Annotated in this window: 15 protein-coding genes; 10 read left to right on the plus strand and 5 right to left on the minus strand. The window is 46.6% G+C overall.

The genetic code is table 11. The features are described 5' to 3' along the window. The first annotated feature begins 512 nt into the window (after positions 1–512). The 8 genes from ACFSB2_RS06385 to ACFSB2_RS06420 all read left to right on the plus strand — a co-directional run bounded on the left by ACFSB2_RS06385 (position 513) and on the right by ACFSB2_RS06420 (position 9922). A complete protein-coding gene (locus ACFSB2_RS06385; RefSeq protein ID WP_377942203.1) occupies positions 513–1568 on the plus strand; it encodes a hypothetical protein in 1056 nt (351 codons plus the stop codon). Positions 1569–1865: 297 nt separating this feature from the next. Then, complete coding sequence (locus ACFSB2_RS06390; RefSeq protein WP_377942204.1) at positions 1866–2216, plus strand: hypothetical protein; 351 nt, start codon at positions 1866–1868, stop codon at positions 2214–2216. A 480-nt stretch (positions 2217–2696) separates the two neighbouring features. Next, the gene (gene glmU / locus ACFSB2_RS06395) at positions 2697–4103 is read left to right on the plus strand and encodes a bifunctional UDP-N-acetylglucosamine diphosphorylase/glucosamine-1-phosphate N-acetyltransferase GlmU (protein WP_377942205.1); all 1407 of its coding nucleotides are present in this window, start codon (positions 2697–2699) and stop codon (positions 4101–4103) included. A gap of 101 nt (positions 4104–4204) precedes the next feature. Next, the gene (locus ACFSB2_RS06400; RefSeq protein ID WP_377942206.1) at positions 4205–5509 is read left to right on the plus strand and encodes a glycosyltransferase; all 1305 of its coding nucleotides are present in this window, start codon (positions 4205–4207) and stop codon (positions 5507–5509) included. A gap of 21 nt (positions 5510–5530) precedes the next feature. Then, complete coding sequence (locus ACFSB2_RS06405) at positions 5531–6859, plus strand: nucleotide sugar dehydrogenase (protein WP_377942207.1); 1329 nt, start codon at positions 5531–5533, stop codon at positions 6857–6859. 181 nt (positions 6860–7040) lie between these two features. Beyond that, entirely contained in the window at positions 7041–7889 is an 849-nt protein-coding gene (locus ACFSB2_RS06410; protein ID WP_377942600.1) for a glycoside hydrolase family 16 protein, read from the plus strand. 567 nt (positions 7890–8456) lie between these two features. Further along, positions 8457–9260: a class I SAM-dependent methyltransferase gene (locus ACFSB2_RS06415; protein WP_377942208.1), complete on the plus strand. Its 804-nt coding sequence runs from the start codon at positions 8457–8459 to the stop codon at positions 9258–9260. A gap of 59 nt (positions 9261–9319) precedes the next feature. Then, on the plus strand, positions 9320–9922 hold the full coding sequence (locus tag ACFSB2_RS06420) for a sulfotransferase family protein (RefSeq protein WP_377942209.1): 603 nt from the start codon (positions 9320–9322) through the stop codon (positions 9920–9922). 134 nt (positions 9923–10056) lie between these two features. Here ACFSB2_RS06420 and ACFSB2_RS06425 read toward each other — a convergent pair whose 3' ends face one another. Continuing rightward, complete coding sequence (locus ACFSB2_RS06425) at positions 10057–10473, minus strand: NUDIX hydrolase (RefSeq protein ID WP_377942210.1); 417 nt, start codon at positions 10471–10473, stop codon at positions 10057–10059. A gap of 505 nt (positions 10474–10978) precedes the next feature. Here ACFSB2_RS06425 and ACFSB2_RS06430 point away from each other — a divergent pair. Beyond that, on the plus strand, positions 10979–11941 hold the full coding sequence (locus ACFSB2_RS06430; protein WP_377942211.1) for a translocation protein TolB: 963 nt from the start codon (positions 10979–10981) through the stop codon (positions 11939–11941). Positions 11942–12355: 414 nt separating this feature from the next. On the opposite strand, the gene ACFSB2_RS06435 is transcribed toward ACFSB2_RS06430, so the two are convergent. The 4 genes from ACFSB2_RS06435 to ACFSB2_RS06450 all read right to left on the minus strand — a co-directional run bounded on the left by ACFSB2_RS06435 (position 12356) and on the right by ACFSB2_RS06450 (position 16454). Continuing rightward, positions 12356–13009, minus strand: coding sequence for an alpha/beta hydrolase (locus tag ACFSB2_RS06435; RefSeq protein ID WP_377942212.1), 654 nt, complete (start codon positions 13007–13009; stop codon positions 12356–12358). Positions 13010–13193: 184 nt separating this feature from the next. Then, positions 13194–14066, minus strand: a complete 873-nt coding sequence (locus ACFSB2_RS06440; protein ID WP_377942213.1) for an aminoglycoside 6-adenylyltransferase — start codon at positions 14064–14066, stop codon at positions 13194–13196. A gap of 205 nt (positions 14067–14271) precedes the next feature. After that, positions 14272–14637 (minus strand): VOC family protein, encoded by a 366-nt coding sequence (locus ACFSB2_RS06445; protein WP_377942214.1) that lies wholly within the window; start codon positions 14635–14637, stop codon positions 14272–14274. Positions 14638–15083: 446 nt separating this feature from the next. Then, the gene (locus tag ACFSB2_RS06450; protein ID WP_377942215.1) at positions 15084–16454 is read right to left on the minus strand and encodes a L,D-transpeptidase family protein; all 1371 of its coding nucleotides are present in this window, start codon (positions 16452–16454) and stop codon (positions 15084–15086) included. Positions 16455–16865: 411 nt separating this feature from the next. On the opposite strand from ACFSB2_RS06450, the gene ACFSB2_RS06455 reads away from it, so the two are divergent. Then, complete coding sequence (locus ACFSB2_RS06455; RefSeq protein WP_377942216.1) at positions 16866–17714, plus strand: aminoglycoside phosphotransferase family protein; 849 nt, start codon at positions 16866–16868, stop codon at positions 17712–17714. Positions 17715–17789: the final 75 nt, after the last annotated feature.

Consider the following 17789-nt stretch of genomic DNA (forward strand, 5'->3'; position numbering starts at 1 on the left):
TGAGAAGAGGCTACGGTTTCTTTTTTGTCTCATACTCTCCGAACTCATCGCACTGGATTTTGCCATCAACAGTGCCGTTGCATAGATCATTCAGCAGCCCCTAATTATGAAAATCAGCATTTGACCGTCGCAAATCAGTTGTCTTATGCGATTATTATAAAACGAGAATACAAACCTGCATCTGCGGTGCCTGTAAGCGCGTGTTTGCAGGTTTGTTTCTCCTCCCAAAAATGACTAGCGCAAATTTTTACGCTCAGGTCCTTTGGATTCACTCATGAATTTCATCTAGGACATTTTACGCAAGTGTACGAACCAAGACGCGTAATCCCTCATTTTCTTCCATGTGTATCCTTTTGTAACGCTTTCTCCAACTGCCGAAGGAACTGAAGTACGTAGAACGAATCCCGTATGACGAACAGTTCATCCCGTTCTTGAGAACTTCAATAGCGCAATAGGACGCCAACGGTTTCTGTGACAACCGTATTTTAGTTTTATCGGAAGGTAGGAATCAAATGAGTGATATTTCTTTTGGTGGAAAACATGATTCGATCGATATACGAAACTATCAGACACCGTCGGTAAACCGAGTGCAAGATGATACGCAAGCATTTGCATCAGCTGCCCACATGGCAAATGGAAGAGCAATTCAACTTGGTCCAGGAACATATTACGTGCAAAACATCCAACTCATTTCTGGACTTGTCATTCGTGGTTCAGGACGGAATGCCACAACCATTGTTCATACGGGATCAGGGAAAGCGATGATTAACAATACAGGAACGCCCGTTGGGAACATCGAACTAACCGATTTTACACTGATCTGTAATCCAAATAGCACGATTGGTATTGAATTCTCTATGGTATATCAATCAGTCGCTTCAAGAATCAATATCCTTCAATCAAATGGGGGTAACACGAATTTCACAGGTGTCTCGTTTGATCAGGGGGACATTGGCACCAGCTATTACAACACCATGACGGACGTATCTGTCAATGCTGGATCCGCGAATACAATTGGAACAGGGTATTTGTTTCAAAACAAAGCAAACAGCAACCGACTAATTGGATGTCGTACAAATGCTGTCACAACAGCGGTACAAATTGCTACAATCACTGACCATATTATCGTCATTGGCTGTACATTTGAGCAATTTACAAACGGAATTATGGATAATGGGTATAGAAATGTATTTGTTGGGAACCGTTTTGAAAACAGCGGATCAGCATCTGGAACTGGTATTATTCTGTCCAGCGCAACAACCAATACACTGATGACCGGAAATCAATATATCAACTTGGCAACAGCGTTTACCAACGGAAATATATCTGGCGCGAATATGATCATGGATCACTCCCATCTGAATGCGAAGTACATCAGCCATGATTCAGGCGGCGGCTGGAATAGTGTCATGAACATGCGGAACTATGGAATTCAGAGTGCGGGGTATCTTGGACTGTCAACATGTTCATCATCGAACGCGCCCAATAACAGTATATTTGTCAACTCTGAAGACAACGTGCTGTATTTCAAGGATAGCGCAGGGGTGCTAACTGCACTTACACTCTAAATATTGATCCGGCATAGCCAGGCGAACATTCATTAGGCCAAAAGCCATTTTTATCATATCCTCATTTCCCCTCCTCCGTCCGCCAATAATGCTCCATCAAATTCTCCGTGGCCATTTGATTCTGGAGGATTGATGGAGCGCTGAGTATACCGCTGTGAACGATGGCCAAGATGACGTTCCAACTTCAGAATCGTCTTGGCCAGTTGAACTGGTCAAATGAAAAGATAATGTCTCGACCCTCATAAGTTGTCGAACTATGCCGAATCACTATGACAACTCATAAGGGGGGATTTATCGGTGAATAAAGTTCTGGGAAACGTCATTGAAGGTTTTACAGATTCTGCAACTGTTGCAACAAAGAGTATTGCGTCGACAACACTGTTCGACCGCCAGTACCAAGCCAATTCGAACATGGAAAAAGCTCTATCGGTGCAAGTTCCTCCTTCGTCGTCAAGAACGACCACTACCGATTTGCTATCCACTATAAAAAAGCACTCAAGGCGCATTAGAGAACAAGCACTATCGCTATCCAGCGCTCATTCACTGAATCCTCACTTATATACACTCAGTGACCAGGTAAAGCCACTCAAAATGAAACGTGTTCAGTATCTTAAACAGTCAAATGTACATTTAATGGCTGTAATATAACCCCCATGGCGGTTTGAAAGAGCTGCAAAATTCTATCTTGGAGCCTGAATGGTCTGCTATTCACTACACAAAAGGAGTGCTCTCTTGGACATGTACAGGGGATGGCAACGGGAATATGTACGAGCGTTATAAATGACGAATCTGATGCAATTCCAGGGCTTCAGGGTCAGAACAACGGACTATGCAGTCACTTCTGTTCCTTACAACAATTGGTCTCACACAAGTTTTAAGCAGAAGAAAGCAAACATATTTACGAAACATTTGGATTATACGAATGATTTTGATTGCGAGTCTGATGAGAACGAATTTAGTAGTTTTGACGCCTCACTGTCTATCTTTATGAAAACCCAATATGTGGACGAGCACAATCTAGGCGGCGTCATGATTTAGAAATGAGTGTAGGACTACAAAGACCAACTTCTATTGACTCTCTATCACAATCTTTTAAGTAGAAACTCGAAGCAGGCACGGAGGGATAATATGGGTAAAAGCGCAATTGTGCTAGCGGCCGGCCATGGTACACGGATGAAGTCGCGAACACACAAAGTGTTGCATCGTGTGTGTGGCAAGCCGATGATCATGCACATTCTTGATACATTGAATCGAGTTGGTTTAGACCAGATTATCGTTGTTGTCGGTCAGCAAAGAGAAGCTGTCACGGAAACGATTAAGGGACGGGTGGATATCGCTGTTCAAGAAGAACAACTTGGAACAGGAGATGCGGTACGGGCAGCTTTGCCGCATTTGAGAGATGACACGGATTCCGTCGTTGTGTTGTACGGTGATGCGCCTTTGATACAACCAGAGACGCTTTTTCGATTGTTTGAGACGCAATGGCATCAGGAAGCAGCCGTAGCAGTGTTGACCGCCGAAGTAGACAATCCTGCAGGCTTCGGTCGCGTTTTCTTGGACGACAAGAAACAAATTGTTCGCGTCGTTGAAGAGAAGGACGCTACCGAAGCGGAACGAGCGAATCGTTTAGTCAATACAGGAGTTTATGCGTATGAAGTAAATGCGCTCAAATCATCCATCGCAAGGTTAAAAGCGGACAATGCCCAGAAAGAGTTTTATTTGACGGATACGCTCGGGATTTTGAATTCTGACAATCAAAAAGTCGTGCCTGTTTCGGTATCGAATGTCGATGAAATCGCGAGTGTGAACGACAGAGTTCAGTTAGCGCATGTGGAAAAACTTTGCCGTCGGAACATTCTAGAACAGTGGATGCGTGCCGGGGTGTCCATTGAGGATCCAGATAACACATACATCGAGAGCGACGTAGAGCTAGAGCAGGATGTAACTTTGCTTCCCGGGACGATGTTGCTTGGTACGACAAAAGTAAAATCATTTGCTGAAATCGGTCCCAATTCGCGCCTCGTAAACACGACAGTTGGGGAAAACACAGTCGTGCAATACACGGTGGCACTTGACAGCGTGATTGGCAACGAGTCACAAGTGGGTCCGTTTGCTTATCTTCGCCCGTGGTCACAGGTGCGCGATAATGTCAAGGTTGGAAACTTTGTAGAAATTAAGAACAGCGAAATCGGTGACAATACAAAAGTCAGTCATTTGGCCTATGTGGGAGATGCGCAAATCGGACGCAATGTTAACGTTGGTTGCGGTGTCATCACCGTAAATTATGACGGTGAAAAGAAACACAGGACTGTCGTAGGGGATGACAGCTTCGTCGGATCGAACGTGAATCTAATTGCGCCTGTTACGATTGGGGACAGTGTCTATATTTGTGCAGGATCGACTGTCACAGACGATGTTGACGACGATGGATTTGTTATCGGCCGCACTCGTCAGGCGACGAAACCGAACTACGTGCGTGCGTGGAAGGCGCAAAAAGCACAGGGAATTACACGTGATCCGTCGCTTACTACTTAACTTATTAACGAACAATCCAAGCGGTTCAATCTTCAACGTCTAGATTGTTCGTAAGTGACGACCGCCGATATGGATCACGTCAACAAAAGGAGCAAACAAAAGTGATTGAACACCAACTGAACGATTCGAATATACCATTGCTAAAAGATAACAGAAATCGAAAACCTACGTCGTTCATCAGTCGGCTCTTTATTTTTGTACTATTTTTAGCTTTTGTGATGGGCATGATTTATGTGAATTCAAAAGCTCATGGACGTATCGACTTCACGCTTGGAATATATGGTTCAGTCATGGTTACTTATTTGCTGGGGAAAATGGTACTTTCATTTTTTTACAAGCCATTTAAAGGAGATGCATTGGATTATAAAGTCACAGTCATTGTTCCATCATTCAACGAAAAGGAAGAAGCGGCACGCAGCACTGTAGAAAGTTTGCTAAGACAGACACATCGAGTGCATGAAATTTTCTTCATCGATGATGGTAGCAAAGACTTGTCGGCCTATCACGCAATTCTTCTATTAAAAGAGCAAACCGGTGCCGAAAACCTACACGTCCATCGTTACAAAGATAATAGGGGAAAGCGCCATGCACAAATCTACGGATTTGAACGTGCGACAGGAGACATTATTTTCACCACCGACTCAGATGGCTATGTCTACCCAAATGCGGTAGAAGAAATGCTGATACCTTTTCGGGATAAAAAGGTTATGGCAGTGACAGGCCACATCAATGCGAGAAATCGGACAGAGTCATGGTTAACACGTTTACTTGATATGCGTTATGATAATGCATTTCGTGTTGAACGTGCCGCTCAATCAGTAACAGGTAATGTGCTTGTCTGCTCTGGTCCAATTAGTTGCTATCGCAGTGAAGTAATCCTAGATAACTTGGAACGCTACCGGAACCAGACCTTCTTGGGAGAACCTGTTCAATTCGGTGATGATCGTTGTTTAACGAACTACGCAATTGAGCGAGGAAAAACAGTCTACCAGGAAAATGCGATATGTTTAACCGACGTTCCACCCACATTACGCCAGTTTGTAAAACAGCAAGTACGCTGGAATAAATCGTTTTTCAGGGAAAGTCTGCTGGCGTTTAAATTGGGATTCAAAAAACCAAAGGTTTTGGTATGGGTCATATTAGAAATGGCACTGTGGATAACCTTTGGGATTGCATTGTTCGCAGGTGTCATACTTAAGGAAAGAACGATGGGATTGGTTTTGATCAGCTACTATGCTGCGTATATCTGCCTATCAGCTTACGCCAGAAATGTGTACTACATTTTGAAACGTCCACTCGTATTTTTATTGGCACCACTCTATGGAATTGTTCATTTAGGGCTGTTGTTTCCGCTACGAATATATGCCTTGGCGACTCTGAAAGTCACAGGTTGGGGCACAAGATAAAAGAATTGGGAGGGAACTGTTATGGCAATTTCGATACAAAATGCGAGTATGCACGCAGAAATATTGATGGCTAAGATTGAAAATAAGACAGCAAAAATCGCGATTATCGGACTAGGATATGTTGGTCTACCAAATGCTGTTGCCAAGGCACAGGAAGGCTTCCGCGTAATCGGGTATGACCTCTCGGTCGATAAAGTTCATAAAATTACAAGTGGAGAAAGCTACATCGATGATGTTACGTCCGAATCCATTCGTGAATTGATTCATTCAGGGAATTTGACTGCAACATATGACGCGAATCATTTATCGGATGCAGATGTCATTGTTATCTGTGTGCCAACACCAGTGGATGAATACAAGCATCCCGATTTACAATTCGTAGAAAACGCGTGTAGCGATGTGACAAATTTCATGAAGCCAGGTGCTTTAGTGATTTTGGAAAGCACCACATACCCAGGTACTACCGAGGAAATCTTAGTCCCAATGCTTCGAGAACGAGGACTTACAATTGGCGAGGATGTTTTCATAGCGTATTCACCGGAACGGATCGACCCTGCGAATCAAAACTTTAACATCCAAAATACACCCGTGGTTGTTGGCGGGATGACTGCAGTTTGCGGAAAGATCGCTTGTATGTACTTCGGAAACAATGCAATCCAAGTGTCATCCCCATCTGTCGCGGAGATGACCAAAATATACGAAAATGCATTCCGATACGTAAACATCGGTTTTGCGAATGAAATGGCACTTCTTTGCAATAACATGGGCATTGACGTTTGGGAAGTGATCAATGCAGCGAGTACTAAACCATTTGGATTTATGCCGTTTTACCCTAGTAGTGGTGTAGGGGGACACTGTATTCCGGTTGATCCATATTATTTGAGTTGGAAAGTGAAGTCATTTAATATGCAAAGTCGTATGATTGAAACAGCTGGTGACATCAACTCAAATATGCCACGGTATACTTGTCAACGTATCATGGAGCTATTAAATGAAAGAGGTTTAGTCATCCATGGGAGTAATATTCTTATCGTTGGTATCACCTACAAAAAGGATGTTAGTGATGTACGGGAATCTCCAGCACTTGAGTTGATTGCAGAGCTAAACCGGCTTGGTGCAAATGTAGCAATCTGGGATGACCATGTGACCAGTGTAACTGTACAGGGGGAGACGTATCACAATGTTAGAGATGCGAAAACTGCCATTGTAAACTCGGATATCGCCGTTGTGGTAACAAATCATTCAGATATTGATTATACTTTACTTGGGGAGAATGCGGCCGTTCTTTTTGATACGAAAAATGTACAAAGCATGCTCGGTGCAATAAAGGGAGAATACATTCGGTTATAGTATAACTCTGGGGTGGTGTCCCAACATGTTCATATGGGACACCACCTCAAAATCGACCTCAAACAACCGTGAGGGAGGCATGGTATTTTCTGAAATACAGCCATTTAATGAACCCCCTCGTTCTTTCGATAATACAATACAAATTCCTATTAGTTTAAATAAATGAGGTCATACACAAGTGATGAAATTCCCCCAAAAATTTAAATCGAAAAAGGCCAGATCTCGAATTTTCCTGCTACTAACAATCATAATCCCAATCTTCGTGACTGTCGTTCTAACGCTTCCTAAAGAGCGTGTTAATCAGGTAATCCATATCACACATATCGAACCAACAAAAAATCTTATTCCACTGGGGTCACCAGCATTTGACCAAGAGTTCAATACATCGTCAGACTTGAAAGCATGGAGCATAGTGTCACAATCATGGCCCTATAGCAATGAGCTACAATACTATTCCAAGGAAAATGTGTACATCCGAGATGGAAAATTGATGATTGAGGCTGACCACACACCCTATAACGGAAAAGATTATATTTCTGGAAGAATTGATACCAAAGGCCATTTTGAATTTACATATGGAACAGTGGTGATTCGAGCAAAACTGCCGGCTGGAAAAGGAATATTCCCTGCTTTATGGCTCAAACCGGTAGAAGGCCCTGTTTATCCTGAAATAGATATGATGGAATACATCGGATCCAAAAAGAACAACGCATATGCCACATTTCACGCGGCTCCGACTGGAACTTACAAACGTGTCGGAGTGACGGCGATCATGCCTTTTAATTTGTCTCACAGCTATCATACATATATACTGGTCTGGAAAAAGAACGATTTGACATGGTACATTGATGGACAACAGATTTTCCACATAACAAAGTTTGTACCAAATGAGCCGATGTATCTGACAATAAACAATGCGGTTGGTGGAATGGCAGGGATACCTACAAAGGAAACGCAATTTCCAGCATTTTTAAAAATCGATTATGTTCATATCTACACATCGAATGTAAGTAAGGACAATCTTATTTAATTTCACGATCACTCTGCAAAACGCTCATGAAAATCACAATCCAAGAATCTTCGTTGCCCTGCTGCGAAAGTCACAGTTGATCATCCTCGATACGAACTGGACACAGATTTTCTAATCGAACAGCCTCTTAAACGGATCATAGACTACATTGGTGAAGAGAATGAGGCAATTTCTTTTTTGCGCCAGTTTGGGGTCCTTACTCGCTCGCTCTTTTACTAGAGCTCAGATAGTCCAAGAAGTGATTTTCGACCTGTCTTATTACTTTATCGATAGGATTAGAGCCATCCACCACAATATGTGGTAATCCGCGTGCGATGAATTCACTACGGATATATCCCCGTAGAAGGGCTTCGCGCCCCATGAAGTTATGTTGAAAGCGCTCGGGATAAAACCTTCCACGTGGTTTGTCTCGACTTCCGGCGGACTTCAGGGCAAACCTCTGACTCTGGATGAAATAGCGGCCATAATTTAGTGTTCCGTATATTTATCACAATGGTGACATTCTGGAAGGATACGTATACCTTCTGTCGAAATCCCTTGCCAAGGTTGATGGGAGGAGCGAATCTGATGACTGCGGACAATGAGCGAAATCGTTTGCGGCAGACTTTTGATCAAGCAGCATCCATTTATCAACAGGTTCGGCCTGATTATCCTCAAGAGCTGATCGACGACTTAATCAACACCGCTCAATTGAAGCCAAGTGCTCATCTTCTTGAAATCGGTTGCGCAACAGGAAAAGCGACGCTTCCATTAGCGCAACGTGGATTTGCCATCACCTGCATTGAACGTGGAGCACAGCTTGCTTCGGTTGCCCGCCAAAATCTTTCTGGATTGAACGTGGAGGTCATTGAAAGTCATTTTGAGGATTGGCAGCTTCCGACAGGAACTGCCGTTGATTTGGTATTCGCCGCGACTGCGTGGAACTGGATTGACCCTGCAGTTCGTTATCGCAAGGCCTGGCAGGTTTTGCGTCCCGATGGGCACCTTGCCTTCTGGAATGCAAGCCATGTCTTTCCGGATGATGGGGACCCTTTTTTCCTTGAAATTCAAGACGTTTACGACGAGATCGGCGAAGGAGTCCCCACGAGCACCGCTTGGCCACGCCCAGGGGAGTTAGCGGAGCAAGGAAGCGAGATCGAGCAAAGCGGGTTGTTTGAGGTTGTACACATTCGCCACTTCGACTGGGAACGCGTGTACAATGTCGATGAATACATCGCACTTCTTCAAACATTCTCCGGACACATCCTCATGGAGGAGTGGAAACAAGAAAGATTGTATAGTGAAATTCGCGACCGCTTGTATCAACGACCGAACAAGTCAGTTCGCCGACACTGGGGAGCCGTTCTTCATATCGCTCGTCGCCGCGGCTGACCTCACCAACAGACAGGTGGAACAACGGTACACCAAACATGAGAGGTGGAATCTGCATAATGGGACTCCGAGTTGTGGGCGCTGGCTTGCCACGAACAGGCACATCATCGCAGAGATATGCATTTGAACATTTACTTGGTGGTCGATGCCATCACATGAGTACCATTCCTGGTCATCCTTTCAATCTTGGGGATGATTGGAACCGAGCGTTGAAAGATGAAGCTATCGACTGGGACAGGTTGTTCGACGGATACGTCGCTGCGGTCGATTGGCCAACGTCGCTGTTTTGGCGCGAAATCAGTGAAGCGAATCCAGATGCGTTGGTGCTGTTGTCGGTACGCGATAGTGCAAAAGAGTGGTGGCATAGTGTCAATGCAACTATTTTACAACCAGCACGCATGGCGCTTGCACCGGATTGGAACGAAGGCAGGGCATTGTTGGATTTGTTGGAACGTTTCGCCGGAACAACGAAGTGGGATGATCCATCTGTGATGATGGCGGCCTACGAGCGGCACAATGCAAAAGTGCGAAGTAGTGTTCCGCCACATAGGCTATTGGAATGGAATGCAAAAGAAGGGTGGGGGCCAATCTGTCGCGCACTTCATTTACCAGTTCCAAATACGCCCTTCCCCTGGGTCAACAGAAGAAGCGATTGGGGCTAAGCCTTTGTTGGAATAGACCTCTGCGCATGATACCACCCGCGCCATCAGCCGGATCGAGCAATCGCGGATGGCGCAGCAACCCTAAATTACCACCGCAGGATTTCGGATATAATCGATCCGCCCGCAGAGATGTATCAATCAGTAAAAATGATATTTTTGCTCATGTTGACTTGTTCAATCATGTGCCCAATGTTCCCTTCGCCCGCATATAAGGACATGTCAAAAAAATCTTGATTCAAATCAGACCAGTACAGTTCATTTTCATCTCCATAGACGGGCACATCCCGCTCCAATTTGCCAACATAAACTTCAACATAGCAAGCTTGGAAGTAGTATGTAAAATCCATTAGATGATGCAAAATGACATCTTCTTTTGAGATGCCGGTTTCTTCAAACAGTTCTCTGTAAGCGGCATCCATACCAGCTTCGCCAAATTCAATTTTCCCACCAACCAGATTAGATAAGCCTTGATATGGATTTTTTGATCGTTTGCACATGAGCAACCGCCCCATATCCCTGCTGTATATCATCACAACGTTGTATCCCTGCATTGCTTTACCTCCATTTAAGGAAATTCCATTAACAAGCGTTATCAATATTTTACTACCCAAAATACAATATAGGGGTATCGCCGTAGGAAGTAATGCGACAGAATAATTCCTTTATTCCACCTAATTGTCGTAAGGAAAGTGGCGTTGGATACACTACCCTCCATTGGAGGGATTCTGGTTGCGAACTGAATTACTAGTGCTAGGGCTTTTGGCGGGATTGTTATGTAGTCACCCCAGCTTTGTTACAGCTCAGGTATCAAATGATAACAACTTAGAAGCCGCTTTTATTCGAGACGGAAATTTGTGGGTAAAAACAAAGGATACGGAGAGACAGGTCACGCGAGACAAGTCCGTGTCTTCTCCAAAATGGTCATACGATGGGCGATGGATTGCTTACGTTGTCACCGACGACACGGAATTTCACAAACTAAACACGCTCCGCGTAAGAAATCTCAAGACACATCAAGATACGATGGTATTCGCGTTTGACAAAAGCGACAGTGACATGAACATTGCCTGGTCACCTAATTCTGATATTTTAGCGTTTCAAAATGGAACGCTTTTAAATGACATTGATATGCGGAATCTTCGAGAACAAGGGTTTAGGAATGTGTCCCTGGGTGTCTCGCAATTCGCATGGCTGCCGGATGGAAGTGGCTTTATGGTTTCCTCATCAGCTCACTTGCTCCCAGATGGTTGGACACGCGCACACCTGTATACGATCCCACTGACTAGAGATAAATCACTGCTCAATCATGCCGTTGTATTTTACGATTTGCCCAAAGAAGTTAGCTTATCGGGTACAACGGTATTGGCGATTGGAACATCGACATTTAAGTGGTCACCTGATCGAAAATGGATTGCGTTTATTGTTCATCCAACTGCCTCCTGGTCAGCAGACAGCAATATCTTGTGTGTCTTGTCTGTCCATGACAAACATCTAATTCCCATTGCAGAAATGCTTGACCGAAATGATTGGTTTGAGTGGGCACCAAAATCCAGTGAACTTGCGTTTATCCAAGGTGGTGGGCGCTCTATCACTGAAAATAAACGAATTGCGGTTGCCTCTGCACCACAGTTTAGGGCTGTAAAAGCATTTACACCAAAGGGGTTCGTGGACAACGCATTCACATGGAATGATGATATGTCATTGACTGTCTCTAGAGTACGAGAAGGCGAGTTTAAAAGGAAGCTTCCTCTGGAACAGTTGCCATCGTTGTACAATGTTCAGCTTCAAAATAAAAGTGTGCATAAAATTACAACTCCACCTGAAGGGATGGGGGATTTTCAGCCTATGTGGGATGAAAAAAGCAAACATCTTTTTTGGGTGCGATCAAACGAGGGCTCTTCATCCGTATGGCGCACGGATAAGGCGCGGCAACACCAAACCTCTTGGATTATCAACATTGATAGGGGACAATGGCCGCCGTACTGGTCAATGTGGAACAAGTTACTTGATATTCAGTGAGTATTTAGAATTCGGGGGGACTGAAAAAAATCCAAAGCATTCTCCGTATGAGAAATGGATTTATGGGGCATTCGTCCCCGTTAATGGTGTCGTGGAACAATGGCTAAATCAAAGGTGGCTAACAGCACCAACAATCCGCTTAAGTAACACAGACACCCGTGGGTTCCGTATCGTTGTTGAAGTTCGGGACGTCGCCAATTCAAATGGTCCCACGTGCCAGATATTTGGATCACATGAGTGATTACCATAATGAGCTATTTCCCAACCTTCGAGAACCAAATCAAGTCCATCATCAATGTTCAGACAGTCGATATATGGCGGATCGGGATGCTTCGCTGCTTCATGAAAGAGAAGTCCCAATTCAGGAACGGTCGGATACGAGTCGAACCACTGTACCCGGACTTGGCGGATGTTTTATCGTCCAAACGCCCACGCCACCATCAACGGGAACTCCTCTCGCCACATCACATCGTCGTGCGACGCGACCCGCTCTCTCATTTCCACATCCGCACCTGCATCGCGCAGCGCAGCCGCCCACCGCGTCGCGTTATCGAGGAAAAACGGCTCCAACGTGCCGGCGACGAGGTATGCGCGCGGAATCGAACTCGGCATCACGTCAGGTGGTCGGTAACCCCCTCCTGGCGAGGCGCAGAAGATCGAACTGTAGATGTCTGGATGCCGAAGGCCAATGGCGAGCGCGAGTTCTCCACCCGCGGAGACACCGAACACCGCAGTGCGCTCGGGGGGCAGCGTAACTCCGAAACGCGACCGGGCCCATTGGTGGACGTCCTCGACGAAGAACTTCTCGTGTGCCGCGAATCGTTCCGGGCTAAAGCCTGGCGAGTATTCATGGAGCCGCAGCATCTCATCTGCTAGTCGATGCACGCCGACGATCATTGTGGACGGTGCGGCGGACGCCTCGAGAACTACACCCCATTGTGAGATCAACTGACCGTCACCGGCAAACACGATTGCCTGGGGCGGATCCGGAGGGACGTACACGGTGACTTGCCGACCGCCGTCGTACTCGAGCGTCTCGGTGACGAGCTCTCCTGCGATGAATGACATTGTCGCTGGCCTCCTCTGTCAGTACCCGAGCGGAAGAACACGAGATCCTACTGGGTACCCGCTACTGTTTTCTTAGATTCAACGCTCTCAATAGTACCACTATTAGATAAATTGAAGGAACATGCTAAAACCGACAAGGGCGCATGCCCTTATCGGTTCCAGCGACTTCAGGTCTTTTTACTTATTACTCATATATGCCTTGTGCATCTGGCGGGAGTTCCTTTACATGCCGTAGATAACCGCTGACCCGTTTGTCGTCATCATCTGGATACGCATAGCCAAAATGCTGCGCCACCTTGACCGCCGTCTCTCTGAAGAGATCGCACATGACAAAAAGCGCGTTCCAAGCTTCTTCATACTCGCCATTGGCGAAGGTCTTCACATATGCATCCCACTGGCGCGCTTCCAAATACTTAGAAAAATATTTGCCGCATTTCCCGGAATCGACTGCAAAATCGGTCTGAACCCCAATGTCCCATTGCAACATCAATGTCAGCATATCCCGCACAGGACGCTCAAACGTGTATTTTGCATAAGGGAGTTCACGCCGCCACAAACCTTTGGCCACGTACGTGCTGACCCACCAAAACTCATTGCAACAATCGGCAAATTGTTTTGCCGTTGGTGGAACCGTCAAGTAATCCCGATTGCTTGAAGACGGAAGCGGCCCTAAGATATGGTCTTTATCAAGCAACAAAACACTTAAGCTATCCCGTTCCAGGCTATCCAATTTATCCACCGGATATAGTGTCAGATCAATCCGATTTCCATCTTGAAAGAGCATGAGAAAAGCAAAACTGTCACTTTCCGTCGGTGAAGGGATGCCCATTTCATCTGGTGTTTGCATGATGATGAGCTCTCCAAAGCGTTGGATCCAACTGCGATCACGCACAAATTCATCGACACTCGTCACAAAGTAGATGATATCGTAATCTTGAAAGATATCTTTCGGCGCTGCCGGATTGGCGCGTGAACCGTTCATCATCACCGCGCGTATGCGCGCGTCATCATTTGCAAACCCGATAATTAAATCGAGCATTTCCTTTTCATTTCTCATCTTCGCTTTCCAACCTCCGCATTCCTGATGAATTTAGTAAAAAAGCAGAATGACAGCAGGCGGTCCACGAATCCAAGGGATACCCGCACATGTCTGGGAACTATGTTATAACTTGTTTAACCATTTCTTCATTCGTCGATCACCTTTCTCTAGCTCAGCATTAAAATGTTCAGCAACAACGCCCACAAGCGATTACATCTGAATTTTATTCCTTAACACTTTCAGAGATATGCCAACATACCCCAGCCGGATCGATCAAATGAATTTCCCGACTTCCCCAAGGGTAGACCTCGGGCGCTTTGACACGGATGGGATACTTCTTCTCAAGCTCAGTATCTTGAATATGTCTCCACACATCATCGAGATGCTCGACACGCAATTCCAACATGAAGTTGTCCTGAAATTCCTGGTTGTTGAAATTTTGCAAGAAAAATTCCTGTTCGTCATTTTGAAAGATGCTCAACCCATCGTCTGCATACACTTTTTTAAAACCGAGATCCTCAAAAAAACGTTGGGCAAGGGGATAGTCACTCCCAGAGGGAACAAATGGGCGGATTTTAACTGAGCGCACGGACAACCTTCTTTCTAAAATTCATTTATGCACTTGTGTCGTGTTCATTTTCTCATAAAATTCGCGAGATTTGGTGCTCTATCAGTCTTCATCAAAAAAAACTGTATTATGAGGATAGAACGGAAGTCAAGGAAGTGCTGGATTGCGTTACACGACTTTCAGGCCGAAGGGGCACGCGAATATCGCGATAAGCAAGATTATTACTTCTGGTTTGAGGGAAAGACACATCATGCTGGAGTACGGATTGGACATCTAAGACTGTTGCTGTGCGCCGAAAACCGGTTGCCCTTCACGAAGCGCAGGACCGGTCGTCGATGTACGAGCCTATCGAAACAACATCGTTGATATATGAGCATTTGACGCCTGTGTTGTCAGACGAATCTGACAACACAGGGTCACGCGCAATTGAACTGAACTGGCTCACAACCACCCGCCTCAGAGGGGGGTCATCCGCCTTGAACGGTTGTATCAGTCGTCCCCGTACCACTCGCGTTTGTGACATTGGTCGCACCTGTCGTATTCGTGTTGTTCGCATCCCCGGTCGTGTCATTCTCGGTGCCAGTATTCGTCGTGTTTCCACTCGTGCTGTTTGTTCCTGTCGAATTGCCGGTCGAATTGTTTCCACTTGTCGAGTTGCCCGTGCCCGTTGAATTCGAAGCGCCGGAACCCGTCGCATTGCCAGTCGAACCGTTTCCGCTTGTGGTGTGGCCGCTACCTGTCGCGTTGGATGTACCGGAACCTTTCGAAGTCGTCGTAGTTGCACCTGTCTTGCTCGATCCCGATTGAGTCGAGCCACTCGTCCCACTTGACGAGGTTTGTTTGCTTGTTCCATCGGTGCTGCTTGAAGACTGGTTTGTCTGTGATGGCGCGACATAGTGTCCAGAGATTGTGACCAGCGTGCCATAGTCTATCAACGACCAGACTGTCTGGGCGTCAGATGCCGACAATTCAACACAGCCTAGGCTTTGCGGAGAACCGTACGAAGCGCGCTCAAAACCATGAATTGCCTCGCTGCCATTGAAGTAGTTCACATAGGGTACGCCAGGATCACTGTAAGGCTGGCCGTCTGGGTCTTTACCGGTCATGGTTTGCGACAGATAGCGCAGGTAGACGGCAAAGGTGCCGTTTGTCGTTTGAGCCTGCGGAATACCGGTGTTGGCCAATGCTTGATAAACCCATGTGCCGTCTTTCCACACACGGAGCGTCTCTGGCGCTGGGTTCTCCGTCACCAGTACGTATGTGTATGGCTGTGTGTTCTGCGCTGCGCTACTCCCTAAAATCGCGTTCCAAACCGCCGGTCCGGCGATGCCGTCTATCGGCAGACCATTGTCGTGTTCCACAGAAATGACTGCGCCGCGCGTCATTTCTGTAAACGTGTTGGGTTGCCATTCTTGTTCCAACCCCGATGGCACATTCGTATAGCGCCAGCTGAAAGCGGCTTGCGGCGGGCTCTCTATATTGGCGAGGGAAATTTGCGGTTGCTGCCCTCCCTGGATTTGCACAGGCAGATATCCGAGTTCCGCCAATCGTTCATTCAAGGCCAACACCGCAGGACCACTGGCTCCCAATCCGAAGGAAGGGTATTGTGGCGTATCGATGGTTTTGACAGTGACAGGCGCTGTGTCACTGGACTGTTCTCCTTTTGTAGAGGATGAAGATCCCTTTTTGTGTTGTGATGGCTGGACCGAGGTAGTCGTCGAATTCACACCATTCTGTGTATTGTGGCTTGTTGTGTATTTGCCGAGGTCAAACGTTCCACATCCGGTCAGAGAAACGCCCAATAAAATGGATACCCCTAGTGCTGCCCTTCGTTTCATTGCCACACACTCCAATCTATCTCAACGCTCACCAAAGTTCTCAAGTAGGAGAAGTGGGAGTGGAGTCATTCTCTACATTTTTAGACGATACATATGTACTAAACGTTACAGCCATGTTACAGCCGTTTGCTTCAATATACCCTACAAATGGGTCTGGCGTCTTGTCCTGTTGCCACTTTGTCCTATGAAAAATAAAGCGTCCTAAAAGCTGCCGTCCATGTTCCCCGGATTGGCGCACATTTTCATGGTTGTGCAGATGCAAAATGCATCACGCAGGACGGTCTGTCAAAAAACATCTACCTCTGCTACCATGAGCAGCATAACCATTGTAGTTCGGGCGCAAATTCGGGGGAGAAACGCATCAGACGCCCTATAAACTGCGAGATCCCCTTGAACGGAAGGGGACACAAATTGAAAGACAATCAGCAAAACCACGCAATGACAAGCAATGAGGAAACCGTGCTATCGACGCAAAAATCGGTCAATCGAAAAGCAGATGTCGTTCTACGGCCAACGGGCCCATGGACAGAAAGCGTACACAGTTTGTTGAACCATTTGGCACACGTTGGCTTTGACGCCGCGCCAACGGCCATCGGATATGCTGCGGATGGCCGTGAGATGCAAAGCTATATTGAAGGTGAATTTGTCCACCCTGGCCCATGGCGTGATGAAGCCATTGTCGCGGTTGGGCAAATGCTGCGTCGGTTACACGATGCAACTACCTCCTTCGAACCCGCTGAAGACGCGCAATGGCAACCATGGTTCCTGCGCGAACTGGGCGGCGCGCGCCGCGTCATCAGCCACGGGGACATCGCCCCTTGGAATATGGTGACACGAGATGGCATGCCGCTGGCGCTCATCGATTGGGAATTCGCGGGACCAGTGGACCCAATGGTCGAACTGGCGCGGGTTTGCTGGCTCTTTCCGCAGTTGCATGACGATGATGTGGCAGAGATGGTCGGGTTGCCGCCGTTGGCGGATCGGGCCAGGCAATTGCGATTGCTCGTCGATGCCTACGGCGTCACGGACTTTGAACGCCAGCATCTATTGGATCTCATTTTGACAGTTGCGGTGCGCGAGGCGGCCGAAGAGGCCATCGAAGCGGGCATCACACCAGAAAGCCAGGGACCACAGTGGGGACTGGCTTGGCGAATCCGCGCCGCTGCTTGGATTCTGCGCCATCGGGCGATGTTGGAACAAGCGTTGCGCTCGCCAGATGGAGCGAAACCGTCCGACCCAACACTTGCAGATCAACTGTAAAATTCACTATTGACAGCGCTTCCATGGAGGAGTATTCTGGTTCTCGAAGGGTGTTATGTTCTGATTTCTCTCCAC

It is taken from the genome of Alicyclobacillus fodiniaquatilis (assembly GCF_042678105.1).
GTDB classification, from domain to species: Bacteria; Bacillota; Bacilli; order Alicyclobacillales; family Alicyclobacillaceae; genus Alicyclobacillus; species Alicyclobacillus fodiniaquatilis.